General features: G+C 57.7%; 19 protein-coding genes. 6 read left to right on the forward strand and 13 right to left on the reverse strand.

What is annotated here, in order from left to right; genetic code table 11:
* The 5 genes from QMZ29_RS12990 to QMZ29_RS13010 all read right to left on the reverse strand — a co-directional run.
* The coding region (locus QMZ29_RS12990; protein WP_283225777.1) for an ankyrin repeat domain-containing protein at positions 1-645 on the reverse strand (645 nt) is incomplete at its 3' end.
* A 56-nt stretch (positions 646-701) separates the two neighbouring features.
* Entirely contained in the window at positions 702-1,445 is a 744-nt protein-coding gene (locus tag QMZ29_RS12995; protein WP_261423731.1) for an ankyrin repeat domain-containing protein, read from the reverse strand.
* Positions 1,442-2,917, reverse strand: coding sequence for a Tle-like phospholipase domain-containing protein (locus tag QMZ29_RS13000; RefSeq protein ID WP_261423732.1), 1,476 nt, complete (start codon positions 2,915-2,917; stop codon positions 1,442-1,444). Before QMZ29_RS13000 ends, QMZ29_RS12995 begins: the two co-directional genes overlap by 4 nt.
* A 403-nt stretch (positions 2,918-3,320) precedes the next feature.
* Positions 3,321-3,833: a serine protease inhibitor ecotin gene (eco, locus tag QMZ29_RS13005; protein WP_033642514.1), complete on the reverse strand. Its 513-nt coding sequence runs from the start codon at positions 3,831-3,833 to the stop codon at positions 3,321-3,323.
* A gap of 140 nt (positions 3,834-3,973) precedes the next feature.
* Positions 3,974-4,819 (reverse strand): 5'-methylthioadenosine/S-adenosylhomocysteine nucleosidase, encoded by an 846-nt coding sequence (locus QMZ29_RS13010; RefSeq protein ID WP_261423738.1) that lies wholly within the window; start codon positions 4,817-4,819, stop codon positions 3,974-3,976.
* A gap of 146 nt (positions 4,820-4,965) precedes the next feature.
* Here QMZ29_RS13010 and QMZ29_RS13015 point away from each other — a divergent pair, with 146 nt between their 5' ends.
* Together QMZ29_RS13015 and ybjG are read left to right on the forward strand one after the other, a co-directional pair.
* Entirely contained in the window at positions 4,966-5,700 is a 735-nt protein-coding gene (locus tag QMZ29_RS13015) for a phosphatase PAP2 family protein (protein WP_049207959.1), read from the forward strand.
* 5 nt (positions 5,701-5,705) lie between these two features.
* Positions 5,706-6,311: an undecaprenyl-diphosphate phosphatase gene (ybjG, locus tag QMZ29_RS13020; RefSeq protein WP_025302225.1), complete on the forward strand. Its 606-nt coding sequence runs from the start codon at positions 5,706-5,708 to the stop codon at positions 6,309-6,311.
* 36 nt (positions 6,312-6,347) lie between these two features.
* Here ybjG and QMZ29_RS13025 read toward each other — a convergent pair whose 3' ends face one another.
* Positions 6,348-7,184: an aldose epimerase family protein gene (locus QMZ29_RS13025; RefSeq protein WP_060432773.1), complete on the reverse strand. Its 837-nt coding sequence runs from the start codon at positions 7,182-7,184 to the stop codon at positions 6,348-6,350.
* 213 nt (positions 7,185-7,397) lie between these two features.
* Here QMZ29_RS13025 and deoC point away from each other — a divergent pair, with 213 nt between their 5' ends.
* The 4 genes from deoC (at position 7,398) to QMZ29_RS13045 (ending at position 12,734) form a co-directional block, all read left to right on the forward strand.
* The gene (gene deoC, locus QMZ29_RS13030) at positions 7,398-8,078 is read left to right on the forward strand and encodes a deoxyribose-phosphate aldolase (protein ID WP_261423743.1); all 681 of its coding nucleotides are present in this window, start codon (positions 7,398-7,400) and stop codon (positions 8,076-8,078) included.
* A 152-nt stretch (positions 8,079-8,230) separates the two neighbouring features.
* Entirely contained in the window at positions 8,231-8,995 is a 765-nt protein-coding gene (deoR, locus tag QMZ29_RS13035; RefSeq protein ID WP_261424348.1) for a DNA-binding transcriptional repressor DeoR, read from the forward strand.
* A 979-nt stretch (positions 8,996-9,974) separates the two neighbouring features.
* Positions 9,975-11,273 (forward strand): HAAAP family serine/threonine permease, encoded by a 1,299-nt coding sequence (locus tag QMZ29_RS13040; protein WP_004938697.1) that lies wholly within the window; start codon positions 9,975-9,977, stop codon positions 11,271-11,273.
* A gap of 93 nt (positions 11,274-11,366) precedes the next feature.
* Positions 11,367-12,734: an L-serine ammonia-lyase gene (locus tag QMZ29_RS13045; protein WP_261423744.1), complete on the forward strand. Its 1,368-nt coding sequence runs from the start codon at positions 11,367-11,369 to the stop codon at positions 12,732-12,734.
* Positions 12,735-12,788: 54 nt separating this feature from the next.
* On the opposite strand, the gene QMZ29_RS13050 is transcribed toward QMZ29_RS13045, so the two are convergent.
* From QMZ29_RS13050 to QMZ29_RS13080, 7 genes are all read right to left on the reverse strand, one after another.
* The gene (locus QMZ29_RS13050; RefSeq protein WP_049205929.1) at positions 12,789-13,454 is read right to left on the reverse strand and encodes a response regulator transcription factor; all 666 of its coding nucleotides are present in this window, start codon (positions 13,452-13,454) and stop codon (positions 12,789-12,791) included.
* Entirely contained in the window at positions 13,451-14,839 is a 1,389-nt protein-coding gene (locus tag QMZ29_RS13055) for an FKBP-type peptidyl-prolyl cis-trans isomerase N-terminal domain-containing protein (protein ID WP_261423745.1), read from the reverse strand. Before QMZ29_RS13055 ends, QMZ29_RS13050 begins: the two co-directional genes overlap by 4 nt.
* Positions 14,836-15,258, reverse strand: a complete 423-nt coding sequence (locus QMZ29_RS13060) for a YuaE family lipoprotein (protein ID WP_049205925.1) — start codon at positions 15,256-15,258, stop codon at positions 14,836-14,838. The genes QMZ29_RS13055 and QMZ29_RS13060 overlap by 4 nt, the downstream gene beginning before the upstream one ends.
* A 24-nt stretch (positions 15,259-15,282) precedes the next feature.
* Entirely contained in the window at positions 15,283-15,837 is a 555-nt protein-coding gene (locus QMZ29_RS13065; protein ID WP_025302217.1) for a fimbrial protein, read from the reverse strand.
* Positions 15,838-15,887: 50 nt separating this feature from the next.
* Complete coding sequence (locus tag QMZ29_RS13070) at positions 15,888-16,526, reverse strand: fimbrial protein (RefSeq protein WP_038629099.1); 639 nt, start codon at positions 16,524-16,526, stop codon at positions 15,888-15,890.
* Between the two features lie 71 nt (positions 16,527-16,597).
* Positions 16,598-17,347: a fimbria/pilus periplasmic chaperone gene (locus QMZ29_RS13075; protein ID WP_235614437.1), complete on the reverse strand. Its 750-nt coding sequence runs from the start codon at positions 17,345-17,347 to the stop codon at positions 16,598-16,600.
* Positions 17,348-17,443: 96 nt separating this feature from the next.
* Positions 17,444-19,978: an outer membrane usher protein gene (locus QMZ29_RS13080; protein ID WP_080271247.1), complete on the reverse strand. Its 2,535-nt coding sequence runs from the start codon at positions 19,976-19,978 to the stop codon at positions 17,444-17,446.
* Between the last annotated feature and the right edge of the window lie 44 nt (positions 19,979-20,022).

Here is a 20,022-nt window from a genome sequence, read left to right on the forward strand (position 1 = left end):
GAAGCTGTCATTAAAATCATCTTTGGCTAATGGGTTAGCGCCATGAGCCAAAAGAACCTCAATGTGTTCTGGGCAACTATTATACAACGCATTAATTAATGGCGTTCTGTTCATAGCACCTTTGATATTAACATCAACTTTGTAATCTATTAGAGTACTCAGCGTCTCTGTATTAACCGCTTGAAAGCTCTTGAAAATTATTGGTTGATTGTTTATTTCATCCCTTGCATTAGGCGATAGTCCGCCTTCAAGCATAGCCTGTATCCAGACGCCTTTATCCGCTTTCATAACATATTCAGCCGGGCTACTTCGCCCTTCCGGTCTTGGCTGCAGTGGATCTGCCCCCGCCTTGACCAAATCCGTAATGATCTTGAGCCGCTCTGGCGTATTCTTGTCAAAGATGGCGTTGTTTATAGCCCAGAATAGCAACGTCATCTCCGCCTTGGCCGGTCGATTTAACGTTTCTTTGCTTACCGTCGGTAAAACCTTATCCAGCTTTTGCCTGTCACCCTCGTAAATGATGGTGGCGATGTCCAGCTGCTTCCCTTTAAAGTAATCTTGTGGTTGTAGCTCCCTACCTTGCTCGCATCCCTGCATAACACACATCGACAGCACCACGGTGATAATGAGAATAATGTGCTTCATGCCATACCCATCCCATCCACGTCAAACGCCAATTATTTCACCCACCTGAGAGCCAACTAATTCACAATATTGATCTTCTCTTTAATTTTAATTAATTTTTTTATATAAGAATTATTTTTGTCTCCTTTGGCTATTTCCGCAGAAATCAAAGAAAGGAAGCTGTCATTAAAATCATCTTTGGCTAATGGGTTAGCGCCATGAGCCAAAAGAACCTCAATGTGTTCTGGGCAACTATTATACAACGCATTAATTAATGGCGTTCTATTCATAGCCCCTTTGATATTAACATCAGCTTTGTAGGCAATAAGTACCTTTAATGTTTCAGTATTCTTCGCTTCAAAACTTTCAAATATGATAGGTTGATTATGAACCCTATCTCTGGCGTTTGGAGAAAGGCCACCTTCCAACATAGCCTGTATCCAGACGCCTTTGTCCGCTTTCATAACAAATTCAGCGGGACTACCTGGCGTGTTGGGTTGAGGCTGTAAAGGATCTGCGCCGGCCTTTACCAAATCAGTGATAATTTTCAATCTTTCAGGTGTGGTTTTGTCATAGATGGCATTGTTTATTGCCCAGAACAATAAGGTCATTTCCTCCTTAGCTGGACGATTTAAGATCTCTTTATTTACTGATGGCAACAGTTTATCCAACTGCGGCCTATCACCATCATAAATGGCTTTGGCAATGTCCAATTGCTGACCGTCAAAATAATCCTGCGGTTGTAAATCCATACCTTGTTTGCACCCCTGTATGATGAGCATAGACACTACCATCGTGATAATGAGTATGATTTTTTTCATATTCTTCCCTTGATTGTGGCTATGTCATCGTCTTTTTCATTTTCAATGCATTGTATCGCCTGGTCTATACCGTGCTTATCCAGCAGTGAGCCTGTTCCACCGGGAAGCGTGTGTTTTACTCCCACTGCGTCAGGCGCCAACATGGACAGCCGTTCTTTCGCCATCACCGCAGGCGGATAAAATTTGAGGTCTTTAGCATCCTCCCACAAATCAACTTCCTGCAGCTTGGTTAACAGCTCCCCTTTTACGCGATACGCCTGAATATTATCGGCGCTACCTATTATCGAACCGCCGTATTTTTCGACGGTTCCCGCATTCAGGCCTGCTGCATTAAACGTCCAAGCCGGTTTACCGCTGGCTATAGAAGCCGCAGACGCCATGCCCCCACCCAGCGAATGACCAGATATCCCAACATCGCCTTTAATTGCTTTACCGATATTAACCGCTTTTTTGTAGTATTCAGAATTAAGCCCTATTCCCTGAGCACCATTATTTGTCCAATCGCTCAGGTTTTTAATTCCTGACAAATCGCCGTTCAATAACGCTTTCTGGGCAGCCTTGCTTATTCCCTCCGGGAACTCGGGCGCACGCGATCCGCGGAACACCACCGTCGGACTCATCGCTTTACCAAAGATGCTCTCATCTGGCTGATAAACTCGGGCTAAAAAATCAGGATTCATTGGTTTGTCATAAAGCATTTTACTGTCCAGACCAAGCCTATTTAAAGCTCGTTCGTTATTACTGATATCTTTCCAGCCCTCCGGTACCCCTGGTAGTTCGCCTAGTGAATCGGCGGTCTTGTAAACATTCTCAGCCAACTTCGCCTTTTCGACCGCGACGTTGTTCTCCGCCAGGCGCTGTGCCGCCATGCGCGCATCCGGGTAAATGCTGCGGTTGCCTCGTCCTATCAGGTACTGGCGTTCTTGCCAGCGTTCTGCCTTGGTCAGCGGACGGATGGCCTGCACCGTGGCGGCAACGGTTGCCACTGCGGTAGCGATGGCTTGTTGCAGAGGGGGATTCCGGGTCGTATTCTGCCTCGCCGGCAGCACCGTCGGTTTTGCCCGGTGGCCATAGCGGCTGACCATTTCTTCATAGCGGGCGATCACGCGCCCGGTAGGATAAAAGGCGGGAAGAGAGCTGCCTGGGTAGCGCTGTAATCGGCCTTCCGCGTCAACGTAAAAGGCATATTTCGTCGGCGTCCAGGTGCCCATTTCCTGATCAATCGCCAGCAAGCCGCCCCGGTTGATCTCATCGAGCACGCTGCGCTTCACAGCCACGTCCTCACGATAACCGGTGACGCCAATCCCGGATTGAGTATTGCGGGTAATCGGATACCGGCTGCTTATCGATATGCCGGCTGCGCCGCCGAACAGATAATGCCGTTCCAGCTCATACCGCGCTGCTGTAGGGTTAAGTATCCTGGAAAAGCTTTCCGGCGCCGTGTGTTCAGAGGAGAAATGAATCAGTTTCATGCGGTGCCTGCCCACTCGTAAGGTTCCGTGGTCGGCACAGGCGCACCATCATCAAGCAACTCGCCAGGTGTGCGGCTGTTACGGGTCTCGTCGAGCGTTAGCGAACGATAACGCATTGGATATCCTTATCTTCTGTGTCACGCCTAAATAGGGTATGGGCAAAATTATCACAATTCAGTAAAGATTTCTTTGCTCTATTTCTATACGCGCGCATCCTCTCCCATCCATGCAGCGGCGTGCTTCCTGTGCCCATGTGAAGAGCGTATTTCGTTGCCATGTTGCGGCTAAAAGCCACGTCCGAAAGCAATCAGTCGAGTGTCAACGATGCGGGAATGATAAGGAGACAGGAAGGAGAAAGGCTCCGCCAACCGGGAATGGCCAGCGGAGCGGCGTCAGGCGGCGGTTATTTCTGCTCAGCCTGACTTACGGTATCTTCGGCTTTCCAGATGCGGTATTTCACTTCCGCGTCTTTCGGCGCATACACCACGATCGGCAGGCGGCTGTTGTAACGCTGCATCGCGGCGTCGCCCAGGTTAGCGGCGATGAATTTCTTGGTCTTGGTGTTGTCCGGGCAGGCCATCATGGTCGAGGCCGGTTCAGACAGCTTCTCCAGCACCAGGTAGTCGTAACCCCAGCCGGACAGGGTTTTGGTCTCCAACGTGCCACCAATCATATGGCGGTTGCAGTCCACTTCCAGCGTCTTGCCGATCAGCAGCTCTACCTTGTAGTTCTCTTCGTGCTCTTGCTTCGGCAGGTAGATCACCTGGCGATTCATACCCTTCTCGGCTTTCGGGTAAGGCGCGACTTTTTCCAGCGGCTGTTTGCTCATGTCCGCGTCATCGCCAGAGGTCGCCGCCATAGCGCCGGCGGAAACGGCCATCAGCAGGCCGGAAAATACAACGGATGCCTTGTTCATGTTTTATCCCTACACTTTGTCAAATAATCCGTCTATAAACTAATACACTACCGCTAAGCTCGCCACAGGTTTAATCTTCTTTACAATAGGCAATTAATAGTGACAATCGCCTAATATCGCCGATTAGCCGGAGTAATAACTCAGTATTTCTTCAGGTTGGCAACATAGGCCTTCACCACCTGATAGACATAATCCTGGCATGCCAGCCCGGTTTGCGGATCGTACTTGCCCTGATTGGTGATGTTGTTGGACAGCACGCGAATGCCGACGAACGGCACCTTGAACTCGGCGGCGATCTGCGCGGCGGAGGCGGTCTCCATCTCTTCGACCGACGTCCGGTAGCTGTCGTGGAAATAGCGAATGCGATCCAGCTCGCTGTTCCATACGTCGGCCGAGCCGATCACCCCTTCCACTACCTTGCCCTGTCGGTAATCGCTCTTAACGCTTTGCGCAATCGCCAGCAGTTTGGGGTCGGCGGGAAACTGGCGCAGGCTGTGCGCCTTTTGGTCCTCGCCGGCGCTGCCCTTGGAAGCCAACAGATCCATCGGCTGCCACTGACGCGAGTCGCTGCCTTCCCCCAACGCCTTGGCTGGCGTTTTGAACGCCCCGAGATTGACCGAATATTTGCCCAGCACGATGTCATATACTTTCAGTGCCGGGTCATGGCCGCCGGCGGTGCCCTGATTAATGATCGCCACCGGGTGAAACTGCGTGGCGGCGATCGCCGTGGCCGCCGCGGCGTTGGACATGCCCTTCAGCGTCTCCGACACCACCACCGGGTAGCCGTCTACGGTACCGTGCCAAAAGCGCCAGCCGCCAACCTGCTCCTCACGCGGGTTTTCCAACCGCTGGGCGAAACGTTCCGCCTCCACCGGCATGGCGCCCTGTACCACGATCGGCCCGGCCGCCGCAGGTTGGCCAAAGCTCAGCGGAGAAAAGGCCGCACCGGCGGCTGCCAACAGTAAGACACGCGCTTTATTCTGCATCACCACACTCTCACCCCGAAAAAAGCAAACGATTACCTTAGCCGAAGGCGGTGGCCTCGGATAGGGTTTTCTTACCGGGGGACTAAGGTTTTCTTAAGACAGAATTATTACAGTAACGTCATTCAATCCTGTCACCGAGCCTGCGCGTGAATCCAGAATCGTCATTAAATCAATCCTCAACGACACCGCAAATTAAGACAACCACCCTTTACTCCCTGTCGGCATCCTTTTACCGTTGGCAAGTTTTTGGCCTGCTGATCAGCGGTTTGGTGTTTCTATGGCTCTCCCGTAACGAACAGCTGGACTGGGCGATCAGCAATTATTGGTACGATGCCGCCAGCGGGCATTTCCCGTGGCAAAACAATTATTGGCTGGATCTGATCAATCACCGCCTGTTGAAGCAGATAGTGATCGTAGGGGCGGTGCTGACACTGTTTTGGGGCCTCTATCGCCGCAGCGCGCGCCTGATCGTAACCATGCTGCTGATTGGTATCGGCCCGCTGGTGGTGGGCATTCTCAAAGCCACCAGCGCGCACTCCTGTCCGTGGGATCTGATTGAGTACGGCGGCAAGGCGATGTCCTTCCCGCTGTTCGGCACGGTACCGGCGCTGCCGGGCCCCGGTCGCTGTTTCCCCGGCGGGCACGCCTCGAGCGGTTTCGCGGTGATGGCGTTGTTTTTCCTGTTTTATCCGCAGCGTCCGCGCCTGGCCTGGTGGTGCTGGTGCGGCGGCATTGCGCTCGGCATGTTGATGGGCTTTGGTCAGATCATGCGTGGCGCACATTTTCTTACCCATAACCTGTGGGCGGGTTGGTGGGTTTGGTTAAGCCAGTTGGCTATTTATTGGATGATTAGCGGCTATTGGCGCCGCAAGATGAGGTAACGGTTATGGAGCAGCTAAACCATGTTCTTTTCGCCTGGATCAATGCGACCCCGGCGTCTCCCGAATGGATGATCGATTTCGCCACCTTTTTGGCGCGCGATCTTATCATTATCGTGCCGCTGCTGATCGTCGGCCTGTGGCTGTGGGGGCCGCAAAGCCAGCTGGTTTCACAGCGCGAAGTGGTGGCGAAAACCACGATCGCGCTGTTGTTCGCCATGCTTGCCGCCTCCGCTATCGGCGCGCTGCTGCCGCATGAGCGTCCGTTCGTCGCCGGCGTCGGCTATACCTTCCTGGCGCACGCGCCGGACAGCTCGTTCCCCAGCGATCACGGCACCGCCATCTTTACCTTTGCGCTGGCATTCCTGTTCTGGCACCGGGTCTGGTCCGGCGCGCTGCTGATGATTGTCGCCGCCGGCATCGCCTGGTCACGCGTTTACCTCGGCGTGCACTGGCCGCTGGATATGGTTGGCGGTTTCCTGCTCGGCCTGGTCGGCTGCCTGTTCGCGCAGCTGGTATGGAATCTGTTCGGCGATGTCCTCGCCGACAAGCTGTCGCGCCTGTATCGCTTCCTGTTTGCCTTCGCCATTCGCCGCGGCTGGGTGAAAGAGTAACCGCACAACATGACAGGGGCGTTACCGCCCCTGCTTTCACACCACGCCGGTAGTCACACAGAACGTCCGCGTTTTTCCCGCTCCCAGCATCACTCCTACCTCCCCTTCCGACGCGTTCGGCCGACAGTTCGCCGGCTGGATAAAAGCCAGCAGCCGCCTGTTGCCCTGAACGGCGATGCGCCGGAAACCATAGTTGAATTGTTCGGTGGCAAAACGCGTCACATAACGCCGGCCCTGCGGCGCCAGCATAAAGAATTCGGCCTGATCCACGTAGCGCGTCAGATCGTCGGAGCACAACAGTTCCTGCCCGATCGTATCCCCTAATAAAGCCGGCGTCGGCAGGTTCTGGCGGAATACCGCATCAGGAATGCAGTCATAGTTGAGGCCGCAAACATAGCGCAGCGGCTGCGGCCGCTCGGCCTGATTGGTGACCTTCATCTCTATGGCGAACTGCGCGCTCTGGGCCGCCAGACGCAGCGCCGGGCCGATGCGCCAACGCCCGCCCGCCCGCTCCCCCTCGCCGTGCAACGTCAGCTCATCGCCCGCCAGCTGGATCCACACGCGTTGCATCTGCAGCGGCTCACCGTCCTGATGCGGCCAGGCGGGATAGAACGCAGCGTCGTCAGCGCGCTTTCTGCCGGCGCCCCGCACGCTGCGGCGGCCCGACTTCAGCGAGTAACCGTCAAACTTAGCGTCCCAGATCGCAAGGCCCTGATACGGTAAAACCGTCAGCGCGCCACGGCAGTTCGCCAGCGTTAACATCGGCCCACGTTCTGCGCAGCGATGCGCGCTCACCGCAAAATCCGCATTGCGGAACAGTTCCTGCCGATGCGCCCCGAAAGCTTCAGGAGCCAGATCGATGTTGATCTTCATCTTTTTTCCCTCGACGTTTCGCCCGCGCAGGCCGCGAGCCACAAAATGTTATTTAAATAACAAATGAAACGCCTTTAAGCTATACCTATAACAGCATTATAGCGACGATCGGATCGACATTTTTTAAACAGCACTAGGTTTATCGGCATCGGAATGTTATTATTTTCACATTCCTCACTCCGTTTACTGTCTTAACCTCACTAAGGAACCGCGATGACCACCGAAAACATCGATTACGCCCGCTATGTCGACCACACCCTGCTGGCCATGGACGCCACCGAAATGCAGATCGCCAAACTGTGCGAAGAAGCGCAGCAGCACAACTTCTATGCGGTATGCGTCAACTCCGGCTACGTGCCGCTGGCGGCCCAGCTGCTGCAAGAAAGCACCGTGAAAGTCTGCTCTGTGATCGGTTTCCCGCTGGGTGCCGGCCTGACCGTCGCCAAGGCCTTTGAAGCCAAAGCGGCGATCGCCGCCGGGGCGCAAGAGATCGATATGGTGATCAACGTCGGCTGGTTGAAAAGCGGCCTGCTGGACGAAGTGAAAGCCGATATCGCCGCCGTGCGCGAGGTTTGCGCGGCGATCCCGTTGAAGGTAATATTGGAAACCTGCCTGCTCAGCGATGCGCAGATCGTCCAGGTTTGTGAAATGTGTCGCGAACTCGATGTGGCCTTCGTGAAAACTTCCACCGGCTTCAGCACCGGCGGCGCTCGGGAAGAGCACGTCAAACTGATGCGCGAGACCGTGGGCAGCGAGATGGGCGTGAAAGCTTCCGGCGCCGTGCGCGATCGCGCCACCGCCGAGAAGATGATCAACGCCGGCGCCACGCGTATCGGCACCAGCTCCGGCGTCGCCATCGTGTCCGGCGCTCAGCCGGCGGCAGGCAGCTACTGATCGTCGGCATGCCCTGACGGGCACAGCCAATACACTCCGATGCGGGACAATACGGGCGGCTAGGCGGCCCGATATTGCCCCGCATTGTTGTGTTTAGCGCCGGACACGCCGGCACGCCCTTTTACCTCTACTACCTGTGGGAAGACGGACCTATGGAAACGCGGCGCGAAGAACGTATCAACCGGCTAGTTCAGGCGTTAAAACGCGCTGACAAGATCCACCTGAAAGAAGCCGCCGTGCTGCTGGGGGTCTCGGAGATGACCATTCGCCGCGATCTGAGCGCCGAACCGGCGGCGGTGGTGCTGCTCGGCGGCTATGTGGTGACCGATCCGCGCAGCAACGGCGTGACCAACTACTTCGTTTCCGATCAAAAAGCCAAACAGGTCACGGAGAAACGGCGCATCGGCCTGCTGGCGGCCCCCTTGATCAATGAAAACGACACGGTGTTTTTCGACTGCGGCACCACTACCCCGGCGATCATCGACGCCATCGCCGACGAGCTGACCTTCACCGCCGTGTGCCATTCGCTGAACACCTTCCTGGGGCTGCAGGACAAACCGAACTGCAAAGTGGTCCTGTGCGGCGGTGAGTTCAAGCCGAACAACTACATCTTTTCCAGCGTCAGCGGCCGTAACGAGCTCGATCATATCTGCCCGAATATCGCCTTTATCTCCGCCGCCGGCCTCAGTCTGCAGCACGGCGCCACCTGCTTCAACTTCGACGAACTGGAGATGAAGCATCGCGCGATGGCGATGGCGCAGCAAAAGATCCTGGTGGCAGACCACAGCAAATTCGGCAAAACCAAACCGGCCTGCATCGGCCCCCTGACACAATTCGATCGGGTGATCACCGACCGCCAACCGGCCGCCGACTTCCTGGCATTCTTCAACGACAACGCCATCGCTATCCGCTATTAATCCGCCTTCAGCGCCGTCATAACCGACGGCGCACCGTTTCGATATCCCTCTTTCCTCACCCAAAAATGAACAAATAATGCGCAATCAATTCGCGTTTTTCGCTTATCCGCACGCAACATCAGGTTAATAAAATGCAACAGCTCACCCGCGTGATTATTTTTTCGCAGGCTAAACACGCGGTCGGCTGGGTGAATTAACGGCTATTTATGGCTTTTATATGATAAATCGTACCAAAGGCCAGGAAGTTTAAATAAACGGCGGTTTACGCGATTGCAGCAAATCTCACCAATACCTGTTAGCTATCTGTTATTTATATGATGAATGGTTACGCATTTTTATCCGCTAACCACGTAAGTAATTTCCCTTCGTTACTAGCGGTGAATTTTAAATAAAAATCATTAAAAACAAAAAGATAAATTAAATTTACCTTAAAAACATAATGTGATCCACGTCACTAAAACTGCTTAATCCGGGTTTTTCGCTAGATCCAAAACCACGCATAAAATATATTGCTCGGCTTGCTGCTGAGCACAGCGCTTTATCCGGCTAATTATTGTACAAGCCGCATAATCGCAGAAAATTTTATGAGAGCGTTCTCAGCACAAAATCTTACACAAATGTGCAACAAATGCGCGAAAAATCGATAAAAAAGCAGATAACTGCACATATTACGCATTTGAGAGCAGGATCACGGTTGTTTCTACTGTAAATCGTTATCTTGCCGCCAACAAAAATCGACAGGCAATGACCTGTCGGCAGCGGTAACGACTTTTATCCCCCGTGACGGTGGAAAGTCTTTAGTGAATTACCCGGCGCTGTGCCTTGGTAATGAACACAATAAACAACCAGGGGGACGCCAAAACATCCCCGCAAGCAACACCTGATTCTTACCGCAAGCGTTGCCTGAATAGGACGTTTGACGGTTTAACCTTAAGTTTTGCCTTTTAATTTTAAATTCGTGTTCACTTCGGAGATATTTATGGACACTACACAGACCGGCACAATTGCCTCTGCGGCCTCGGGCTCCAGCAGTACCTGGCGTAAAACGGATACCATGTGGATGTTGGGCCTGTACGGCACCGCCATCGGCGCAGGCGTCCTGTTCTTGCCCATCAACGCCGGCATCGGCGGTTTGATTCCTCTGATCATCATGGCCATCATCGCTTTCCCGATGACCTTCTTTGCCCACCGCGGCCTGTGCCGTTTCGTGCTGTCCGGCAAAAATCCCGGTGAAGACATCACCGCTGTAGTGGAAGAGCATTTCGGCATCACCGCCGGTAAACTGATTACCCTGCTGTACTTCTTCGCCATCTACCCGATTCTGTTGGTTTACAGCGTGGCGATCACCAACACCGTCGACAGCTTCATTACCCACCAGTTGGGCATGACGTCGCCGCCGCGCGCCATTCTGTCACTGATCCTGATCGTCGGCCTAATGACCATCGTGCGTTTCGGTGAGCAGGCCATCGTGAAAACCATGAGCATTCTGGTCTTCCCGTTCGTGGCGGTGCTGATGCTGCTGGCGGTATACCTGATCCCTAACTGGACCGGCGCCATCTTCGAAAACGTGTCGCTGTCCGGCAGCGGTACCGGCATGGGCCACGGCCTGATCATGACCCTGTGGCTGGCAATCCCGGTAATGGTGTTCTCCTTTAACCACTCGCCGATCATCTCCGCTTTCGCCGTCGCCAAACGCGAAGAGTACGGCGCAGACGCCGAGAAGAAATGCTCCCGCATTCTGGCTTATGCACACATCATGATGGTGCTGACCGTGATGTTCTTCGTGTTCAGCTGCGTGCTGAGCCTGACGCCGGAAAACCTGGCGGAAGCCAAGGCGCAGAACATCTCGATTCTGTCTTACCTGGCTAACCACTTTAACAACCCGATGATCGAGTACATCGCGCCGGTTATCGCCTTCGTCGCCATTACCAAATCGTTCCTGGGCCACTACCTCGGCGCTCGTGAAGGTTTCAACGGTCTGGTTGCCAAATCGATGAAGAGCCGTGGCAAAACCGTCAGCACCGCCAAGTTGAACCGCATGACCGCTATCTTCATGCTGGTGACCACCTGGATCGTCGCCACCCTGAACCCAAGCATCCTGGGCATGATCGAAACCCTGGGTGGCCCAATCATCGCCATGCTGCTGTTCCTGATGCCGATGTACGCCATTCGTAAAGTGCCTGCCATGCGCAAGTACAGCGGCCACATCAGCAACGTGTTCGTGGTTGTGATGGGTCTGATCGCCATCTCTGCTATCGTGTTCAGCCTGCTCGGCTAATCACGCCCGGCCGGCGCCGCTTGCGCGCCGGCCCTCCCGCACTCCCCCATTTCCCGTATTCACCGCCTGAAACCTGAAGAAGGAGGCGAGACCATGGTCAGCGTTTTCGATATTTTCAAAATTGGCATCGGCCCATCCAGTTCCCACACCGTTGGCCCGATGAAGGCCGGCAAACAGTTCGTCGACGATCTGATCGCCCACCAGCAGTTGCAGGACACCACCCGCGTGGTGGTCGACGTCTACGGTTCGCTGTCGTTGACCGGTAAAGGTCACCACACCGACATCGCCATCATCATGGGCCTGGCCGGCAGCCTGCCGCACGACGTGGACATCGACAGCATCCCGGGCTTTATTCGCGACGTGGAACAGCGCGGCCGCCTGCCGCTGGCCAACGGCCACCACGAGGTGGATTTTCCGCTGCACGGCGGCATGAATTTCCACAGCGACAACCTGCCGCTGCACGAAAACGGCATGCGCATCCGTGCCTTCGCCGGTGAACGCCTGCTGCACAGCAAAACCTATTACTCGATCGGAGGCGGTTTCATCGTCGACGAAGAACACTTCGGCCAGTCCGCCGAGGGCGCCACGCCGGTGCCCTACCCGTTCAAATCGGCGCACGATCTGCAGCAGCATTGCAAAGACACCGGGCTGTCGTTGTCCGGCCTGGTGATGCAGAACGAGCTGGCGCTGCGCAGCAAAGCGGACATCGACGCGCATTTCGCCGACGTCTGGCAGGTGATGAGCGCCGGTATCGAGCGCGGCATCAACACCGAAGGCCTGCTGCCTGGCCCGATGAAAGTGCCGCGCCGCGCCGCCGCGCTGCGACGCATTCTGGTGACCGGCGACAAGAACAATATCGATCCGATGAACGTGGTCGATTGGATCAACATGTTCGCGCTGGCGGTCAACGAAGAGAACGCCGCCGGTGGCCGCGTGGTCACCGCGCCGACCAACGGCGCGTGTGGCATTATCCCTGCGGTACTGGCCTACTACGACAAGTTCATCCGCCCGGTGAACGCCAACTCCTACACACGCTACTTCCTGGCGTCCGGCGTGATTGGCGCGTTGTACAAGATGAACGCCTCGATCTCCGGCGCCGAAGTGGGTTGCCAGGGGGAAGTGGGCGTGGCCTGTTCGATGGCGGCGGCCGGGTTGACCGAGCTGCTCGGCGGCAGCCCGGCGCAGGTGTGCATCGCGGCGGAGATCGCCATGGAGCACCATTTGGGGCTGACCTGCGATCCGCTCGCCGGCCAGGTTCAGGTGCCCTGCATCGAACGCAACGCCATTTCCGCCGTTAAGGCGGTCAACGCCGCACGCATGGCGATGCGCCGGACCAGCGAACCGCGGGTTTGTCTGGATAAGGTGATCGAAACCATGTACGAGACCGGCAAAGACATGAACGCCAAATACCGCGAAACCTCACAGGGCGGGCTGGCGATCAAGGTCGTGGCCTGCAACTGATCGCCACGGCGAGGTACTTAAGGCGCCAGCCGGTGTGACTTGGCCGGCGCCGTTTCAATAGCGATCCTTTCCTGCCGCAACGCCGGGCTGAATACCCGCGCGAAGCCCCACAGCCCCGGGACGAGCGCTGTGCCGCAGCCAGCCGTAAAGTTCGGCATTACGCCGGAATCCCATTTTGCGCATGACGCTCATCTTGTGATTGCTGACCGTCTTCACGCTAATGTCCAGCATCCGGGCGATTTGCGTGACTCCCATCTCCCGCGTCATGCAGCGCATGATCTCTTGTTCGCGCAGCGTCAGGCCCCGGTGTTGGCATACGCAGCTCCTGCCACAGCTCAGTCTGCCCGGCCATTTGCTGCGCCGCTCCAGCTCGGCGCTCACCTGATACAGCGCCGAAACCAACGGCATATCGTGGTAGATGACGCCAGTCTCCAGCGAGCAGCGGTTACCGACGGTGCGTTTATGCCGTCCCTCCGGCGTTCGCAACGAGAAATACAGCGTTTTACGCCCCGCGGGCTGCGCCTCAGAGAGGTGACAAAAACAGCTTTGCACGCCGGGAGGAAAATAGCAGAACACCAAATCGGCTTCGTGAACCTGCCGCGCATCCACTAACAGCGTGCGCTTGCCGTAAGTGCTGAAATGCAGCGCCAGGGCCTCTTGCCAACCGGCGCTGAAGTATCGATTCTCATCAAATAGCGCGATTTTTATCATCGTGTTCATCCCTGTTCTCCCGCCGTGTCGGCTTCCCGTTTAACCGCCTGGACGCCCTTCGCCGGCGCCTGGCTGTTGTCGATGCGCAATTCATAAACCATGGTGGCGTTGGGCGGCACCTTCGGCGGGTAGCCGGTTTCACCGTAGGCCAGCGCCGGCGGCACGACCATCGTCAACGAGCCGTGGTTGTGCAGATGACCTATCGCCTCCCGGAACAGCGGCGGGTATTCGGACAGCGGTTGCGACAGCACCTTGCCGCTCAGATCCATATCCTGGATCACCGTGCCGTCGGTCAGCTTCTCTTTCACCACGACATCGACCACCGCCGTTGGCGCCAGCGCGCCCTCCCCGGCGTAATCCACCCGATACCAGAAGCCCATCGCCGACTGCTTTACGCCCTTTTGTTGACTGAACTGCGCCAGATAATCTTCATCGCGCCGCCGCTGCTGGTTAACGCGTTTCTCACGCGCGGCCACGGCGGCGGCATCCGCCTGCGCCGTCAGCGTATTCAGTTCATCCGGCGGCAGCTGCAAACGCCCCGCCACGCTGTCGATAACGCCCGCCAACAGGCTGTCGCGGTCCACCGGTACCCCCCAGCTTTGACGCTCCGTCATCAACCCCTGAATATCCCGCCCCAGCGCACTGCCCGCCGCATAGGACAACCGTTTCCGTTCATCCTTCAACTGCTCCGGCGTCATCTCCCATTGCAGCCGCTTACGCAACGCCAGCAGGTCTTCGCGCGCCTGCTGAGTCGCCTTCTGCTCACCGGCCCGCTTCTGCTCGCTTTCTTCCAACGCGGCGCGCAGAGCTTGCAACGCCTCCTGGTGCTCGCGTTGGCGTTGTGCAAGCGTCTGTGCCGATGCCTGCGCGGCAGACTCAAGTTCGGTGACGCGCCGTTCGGCCTGCGCCGCCGTCGTTCTGCTTTTGGCGGTTTCCTGCGTCGCCTGACGCAACAGCGCCTCGGTGCGCTGCGCGTCGGGCGAACCTCGCCAGGCAGCGCCCAGCCCGGCAATCCACTGTTGAAGCGTCGACGAGTCCGGCAACGCTGCGACGGGTGGCGCCGCTTTCTCCGCCCGCAGCGCAGTAAGTTCCTGGCGCAACATCGTCAGTTCCATTCGCTGGCGTGCCAGCTGTTGGTCACGCGTCAATAATTCCTGGCTCAGCGTAAAAGCTTTGGCCGATGAAGCAGGCTGGTGGGTGTCCGGCGGACGCTTTGCCGGCTCACGCTTTTTTTGCCCCGCCTCGCGATCGGCGGGCGCCGCGTTTTCGCTCTTCGGCGCGGTGTTCTGCCGTTGATACTGCTCGGCAAACTGCAGCAGCGCCGGCACGCCGTCGTCCGCCTGCGCGACGCCGGTGAACAGCAGAGCCGCACAGCCCAGCAGGCGCAGCCTCATTTAACCTGCTCCCCGCGATCCGCCAAGCCGGTCAACACCGCCTGATTCACCCCGGCGCACAGATAGTTGACCTTGTAGCGATACAGCGCATCCACCGTCTCCTGCGTGTCGCCGTTTACCCTGGCGCGCAGGTTGGCGTACTGCGAAGCGCCGCTCATCAGGCTGTCGAAGGCCTGTTTGTAGCGCTGATACTGTTTCTCGTCGATCGTGCGCAATGCACCCAGTTGCTGCTGGCACTGCCGCAGCTGCTCGGCCTCACGCTGCTTGCGCAAAGCCTCTTCTGACGGAGCTTGCACAGCCTGATTTTTGGTGTTCACGGCGGGCTTGCCCGACTTTTGGTTTTGACAGGCGGCGGCGCTCAACGCCAACAGGCACAGCAGGCCCATGCGCAGGGCGCGATTGAGGGGCTTTATCATCATTGCGTTTTTTGTCCTTGTAGACGCTTATTCGTATTCCAACGTAAAGGTGGCCACCGCGCTGAAGGTGCCGCGGCCGATGGACTTCGTTTGGATGGCCTCCGGCTCCCCCTGCACATAGGCCTGCAGCGTGAGCGTGGTGTTGCCGGCATTCAGGCGGAATTTATCGCTGGCGCGATTGAGCGGCAGCGCCTTGCCGGTGCTGTCCTCCAGCCCGATGCCGATCCCCGAGGCCAGGCTGCCGGCATCCAGCGCCAACAGGCCGGGCAGTTTGGCGTTCTCGGTGCCGGTAAACGTAATGGCCACCGTATTGCCCAGGCTGAGATCGCATTCAGTCAGGTGCAACGCGAAGGTTTGGCTGTGGGTGCGGGTGTTCAGGTACAGGTATTTGTCGACGATGGTGCCGAAATCCAGTTGGATGTCCTCATCCCCCGGTTGTATGACACACGGCTCGGCCACCAGCGTACCGTGAAAGCGCATGTTTTCCGCCGCAGCCGCCGGCTGCGCCATCATGCCGGCCAGCATTACCATGCCGGCTCCCAGCAGCGCGCTTCGGCGCCGGTTCGTCTCTGTCGCGCGCATGACGCCACTCCCTTTGGTTATGCTTGCGCCTACCAGACGCAAGCGGCGTATTAGTCGTAATAAAGACGGAAATCGATCGCCGCGCGGTAAGCGCCGGCGCTCAGCGTCGCCGGGGTGCGCACCGGCGTCACCGTATACGTCAGGGTGTTTTGCCCCGGCGTCAGCAAGATCGGTTTGTTGCGCGCGCCGAGGCGGACCGGCAAACCGCGGGCATCCGCCAACTGCAACCCCAATCCGGTGACGCCGGCCACCCTGACCAGACCCGGCGCGTCGTCATCCGTCGGCGCGGAAAACGCGACGGACACCGCAGGCTGGCTGCCGCTCCAGGCCAGAACCCCGGTCCAGGCGTCGCGGTTGCTCGCCGGCGCCCGCAGGCAGTCTTTCAGCGTCAGCTCGAAGGCGACCGGCGTGCCGCGATCGCCCGGACGCTGGAAGTGCGCCGTTCCGGTCTCCCCCAGCCATACCTCCTGGCGGGCGGTGGTCATTTCCAGGCTGCAGGCGCTTTCCGTTAACGCGCCGTAGACGTGGAGCGTGCCATTCGCGCCCTCCACGTCCCAGTTGTCCACCGCGCGGGCCGGCGGCATCAGCATCAGCATCGTGCCTGCCGTCAGCGGTACCATCAGCGCGGCCAACACCGTCAGGCCGATAGTGCGTCGCTGATGACGTTCATAGGCCTTTCCCAACAGCATGGGGATCTTTCGTTGCATGATTCGTTCACTCCGCTGTGTTCACTCTGTCTTCCCTGCTTGCGCGCGGATCGTCATTTGGCGACCGGTACGACCTGGCAGGCATTGCCGCCGCAGCGGAAGTTCAACTGCGGCCGACCACCGTAATCGTTGATGTACGCCAGCGACGGGCCGCTACCGAGGCTCGCGGCGGAGACGTTCAGCGGGGCGCTGGCCTTCGGCGCCACCATCAACGGTTCAAAGCCGGCGGCCCCTTTCCCGCCCTTGCCGGCGCTCGCCTCAACGATCGTCACGTAATAAGGGGTCGGGTTGTTCACCACGTACTTGTCGCCCTGCCGGGTCAGCGTCAGCTGCTCCTGCCACGGTGCGGCGTTCTTTTTCGGGGCGAGCGCCGCCGGGCGATAAAACATTTTGATGCGCGTCTGCAACGCTATCTGCAGCGTGTTCGGCTTATTGCTGCGCGGCGGGATCTCGCGCAGATTGAAGTAATACAGCGTCTCCCTGTCCTGCGGCAGCTGACGTGCTGCCGGCAGCGACTGGATCTTCACCTGGCTCGGTTTGCCCGGCTCCACCCGCTGCACCGGCGGCAGCACGGTAAAAGGGTTTTGGATTTTGTTGCCGCGATCGTCTTCGATCCATCCCTGCGCCAGATAAGGCAACTGTTTGTTCTGGTTACTGATGTTGAGACTGACCGTTTTCAGGTCGCCGTCGAAAATCACACGCGTGCGATCCAGCGCAATGGCCGCATGAGCGGGCAGGCTGACCGCGCCGATCGTCAACGCGGCGACGAGCGGGCTCACAAGGAAAACGGTCTTTCTGGTCATAGTCAGATTCATCATGTCTTCACGGTTCCAGTCGGCCGGAAGCGGGCGAGCCCGCCCCGGCGGTTTAGCGGCGGAGCGAGCTCCGCCGGGTGTATGTCAGTTGGCGTCAGCCGCCGGCTTGTTGCCGGCAAGCGGGCGGCAAGGCAGCAGCAACGTGTTCATCAACATTTCGGCCGGCAGCGGCGCCGGCAGCTGGATTTCACACTGCGCCGCGCCGTTCCAGTGCACGCTCATGCGCTCGCCGGGGTTGAGGCCGGACAGGTAAACGCTGCCGCCGTCATTAATGATGCCGGTCTCCTGCTTACGGGCATTCAGCACCGTGGCGCCGAACGGCGGCTCGCTGCCGTCCGCCAGCTTGACGATCGCCATCGCCTTCTCGCCGGCAATCACTTCAAACTTGCGGTAGCCGATAGCCCCCTCGGTCAACGTGGCCTGCACCACCGAACGCGTCGCCTCGACGTTGTCGCTTAGGCTGTTGAGATCGATGCTGGCCTTATTGCGGTAGTAGCTGTTCACATCCGCCACCACCGCCTTGCCGTAACGGTTGGTCAGCACCGTACTGCCATAGCCACGTACCGGTACACCGGCGACGCCTTCGGTATCGAGCAGCAAGCGCGTGCCGCCCGGCGTATTGACGCGGTGCAGCACCGCTCCTTCCGCCGCCATCGTCAGGCCGCCCTGCGCGCCGATGCCGACGGCGCTGTACCGGCCGGCCTGGTAGCTGGCGTTGGCATTGATCTGCGCCATATCGCCCTGATGGCTGTAATACCCGCTGGCCGTCGCCCCACTGCGCGCGGCGCCTGCGCTGATCTGATAGTTGTTGTGTTCATCAACCCGGTTGTAGTACCCGACCCGATGGGCGTTCTCTTCGCGATCGAGCGTCATGTTGTAACTGAGCGTCCCGGCGCTGCCCCAGGGCAGCGACAGCGACAGGTACATCCCGTCGTCGTTGCGCTCGTTGTAACGGTTGCGATAGGCCGACAGCGAAACGCTGACGTTCTTGAAATCGCCGATATCGAAGTAGCGCGATACCATCAGGTTGTAACGATCGTTCGGCGCCCGATCCCAGTAGGTTTGGTGGCTGTAGTTGAGATAGGTGCTGAGCCCCAGATCGCGGAACTGTTTGTTGAAGGTGATGGTGTACATCTCCTTGCTCTTGCCGCTGCGTCCCCCTTCGTAACGCGCATCGAGGTAATCCCCCATGCTCATGAAATCTTCCTGGGAGAAGCGGTAACCGGCAAAGGTGACCTGGCTGTCGTATTCATCGAAGTTCTTCGAATAGCTCAGCCGGTACGAACCGCCGGTCAGCGTGCCATCCTGCGGCAAACGCGCACGCGACTGCGTGGCATCGAACGACAGCGCCCCCAGCGCCATCAGATCGCGCCCGATCCCCAGCGACAGCGCGTTATAATCGCCGCCGGCGATGCCCCCACCGTACAACGACCAGCCGTTGCTGATCCCCCAGGAGAACTCGCCGGTGCCAAACATCGGCCCGCGCAGATGGTGCCCCCACTCCGACGGTTTGCCCGTCGCCAGCTTGTAACGCACCGTACCCGGGCGCGTCAGATAAGGAATGTTGGCGGTGTTCATCTTGAACTCCTGCACGCTGCCGTCCTGCTCTTCGACGCGCACGTCCAGCTCGCCGGAAACGGCGTCATTGATGTCCTGAATGCGGAACGGCCCCGCCGCCACCTGCGTTTCATACAGCACGCGCCCCTGCTGGCTGACCACCACCTTAGCGTTGGTTTTCGCCACGCCGGTCACTTCCGGCGCATAGCCGCGCAGGTTGGGCGGCAACATGCTGTCGTCGGATCGCAGACTGACACCGGTAAAGCGCAGACTGTCGAAAATGTCGGAGTTCAGGTAATCCTCACCCATCGTCAACCGCGAACGCAGCGCCGGGATCGCCCGGTAGGCGTAATAGCGGCTCCAGTCGAACTGTTTATCGGTAGGCTGAGAAGAACCGGTCTGATGGTTGAGGTTGGCCTGCCAGTCGGCGCGCAAACGCCAGGCGCCCAGGTTGGCGCCGCCGGTGCCGTTGCCGCTCAGGCTGTAACTGCTGCCGCCTTTCTGGTGTTTTTGCGTTTGGGCGTTAACGTTATAGTCAAACAGCAGCCCAGGAATACCGTCATCCCAGCGCGAAGGCGGGTCCCAGTTTTCCGAGCTGTATTCCAGATAGGCCTGAGGAATGTTGAGATACAACGAGGAGCTGGCAAGATCGCCGCGGGCTTCCATCCCCGCCAGACTCGAGGCGTCAAGGCAACGGCCGCCGTGCGTCCAGTTCAGCGTGCTTAACAGTTTTTCTTTCAGCCCCAGTTGGTTGACCAATTCCGGCGAAAGACAGGCTTCGCTGCCTTTAGGATCGTTCTCAGGTGCCAAAAACGTCACCGGCTGTTCCGGCAGGTCGTTCTTATTGACGTGCACCACCATGGTATAAACGCCCGGCATGATGTAGCCGCTGCGCGTAAATTGGCTCAGATCGATATTTTTACGATCGTTGATGTCTAATACGTCAGTATTGAATTGAATAACGTCGGCGGCATAGACCAACGCGATCGGATTTCCCAGAGAAAGGGCAACACAGAGCCCCAAAGCTTGAAGACGAAATAACTTCCCTGCCGGTGAAAGCATAATAAAAGTCCTTTCAATAACGAATTAACCGTCAGTACGAGAAA

This window comes from Serratia sp. PF-27 (genome assembly GCF_030053255.1).
Classification (GTDB): domain Bacteria; phylum Pseudomonadota; class Gammaproteobacteria; order Enterobacterales; family Enterobacteriaceae; genus Serratia; species Serratia bockelmannii.

Bases quoted from the DNA above. Each gene is read 5' to 3' on its own strand.
- QMZ29_RS12995 (WP_261423731.1), bottom strand. From the start codon at position 1,445: ATGAAAAAAATCATACTCATTATCACGATGGTAGTGTCTATGCTCATC.
- QMZ29_RS13000 (WP_261423732.1), bottom strand. From the start codon at position 2,917: ATGAAACTGATTCATTTCTCCTCTGAACACACGGCGCCGGAAAGCTTT.
- eco (WP_033642514.1), bottom strand. From the start codon at position 3,833: ATGAACAAGGCATCCGTTGTATTTTCCGGCCTGCTGATGGCCGTTTCC.
- QMZ29_RS13010 (WP_261423738.1), bottom strand. From the start codon at position 4,819: ATGCAGAATAAAGCGCGTGTCTTACTGTTGGCAGCCGCCGGTGCGGCC.
- ybjG (WP_025302225.1), top strand. From the start codon at position 5,706: ATGGAGCAGCTAAACCATGTTCTTTTCGCCTGGATCAATGCGACCCCG.
- QMZ29_RS13025 (WP_060432773.1), bottom strand. From the start codon at position 7,184: ATGAAGATCAACATCGATCTGGCTCCTGAAGCTTTCGGGGCGCATCGG.
- deoC (WP_261423743.1), top strand. From the start codon at position 7,398: ATGACCACCGAAAACATCGATTACGCCCGCTATGTCGACCACACCCTG.
- deoR (WP_261424348.1), top strand. From the start codon at position 8,231: ATGGAAACGCGGCGCGAAGAACGTATCAACCGGCTAGTTCAGGCGTTA.
- QMZ29_RS13040 (WP_004938697.1), top strand. From the start codon at position 9,975: ATGGACACTACACAGACCGGCACAATTGCCTCTGCGGCCTCGGGCTCC.
- QMZ29_RS13045 (WP_261423744.1), top strand. From the start codon at position 11,367: ATGGTCAGCGTTTTCGATATTTTCAAAATTGGCATCGGCCCATCCAGT.
- QMZ29_RS13050 (WP_049205929.1), bottom strand. From the start codon at position 13,454: ATGAACACGATGATAAAAATCGCGCTATTTGATGAGAATCGATACTTC.
- QMZ29_RS13055 (WP_261423745.1), bottom strand. From the start codon at position 14,839: ATGAGGCTGCGCCTGCTGGGCTGTGCGGCTCTGCTGTTCACCGGCGTC.
- QMZ29_RS13060 (WP_049205925.1), bottom strand. From the start codon at position 15,258: ATGATGATAAAGCCCCTCAATCGCGCCCTGCGCATGGGCCTGCTGTGC.
- QMZ29_RS13065 (WP_025302217.1), bottom strand. From the start codon at position 15,837: ATGCGCGCGACAGAGACGAACCGGCGCCGAAGCGCGCTGCTGGGAGCC.
- QMZ29_RS13070 (WP_038629099.1), bottom strand. From the start codon at position 16,526: ATGCTGTTGGGAAAGGCCTATGAACGTCATCAGCGACGCACTATCGGC.
- QMZ29_RS13075 (WP_235614437.1), bottom strand. From the start codon at position 17,347: ATGACCAGAAAGACCGTTTTCCTTGTGAGCCCGCTCGTCGCCGCGTTG.
- QMZ29_RS13080 (WP_080271247.1), bottom strand. From the start codon at position 19,978: ATGCTTTCACCGGCAGGGAAGTTATTTCGTCTTCAAGCTTTGGGGCTC.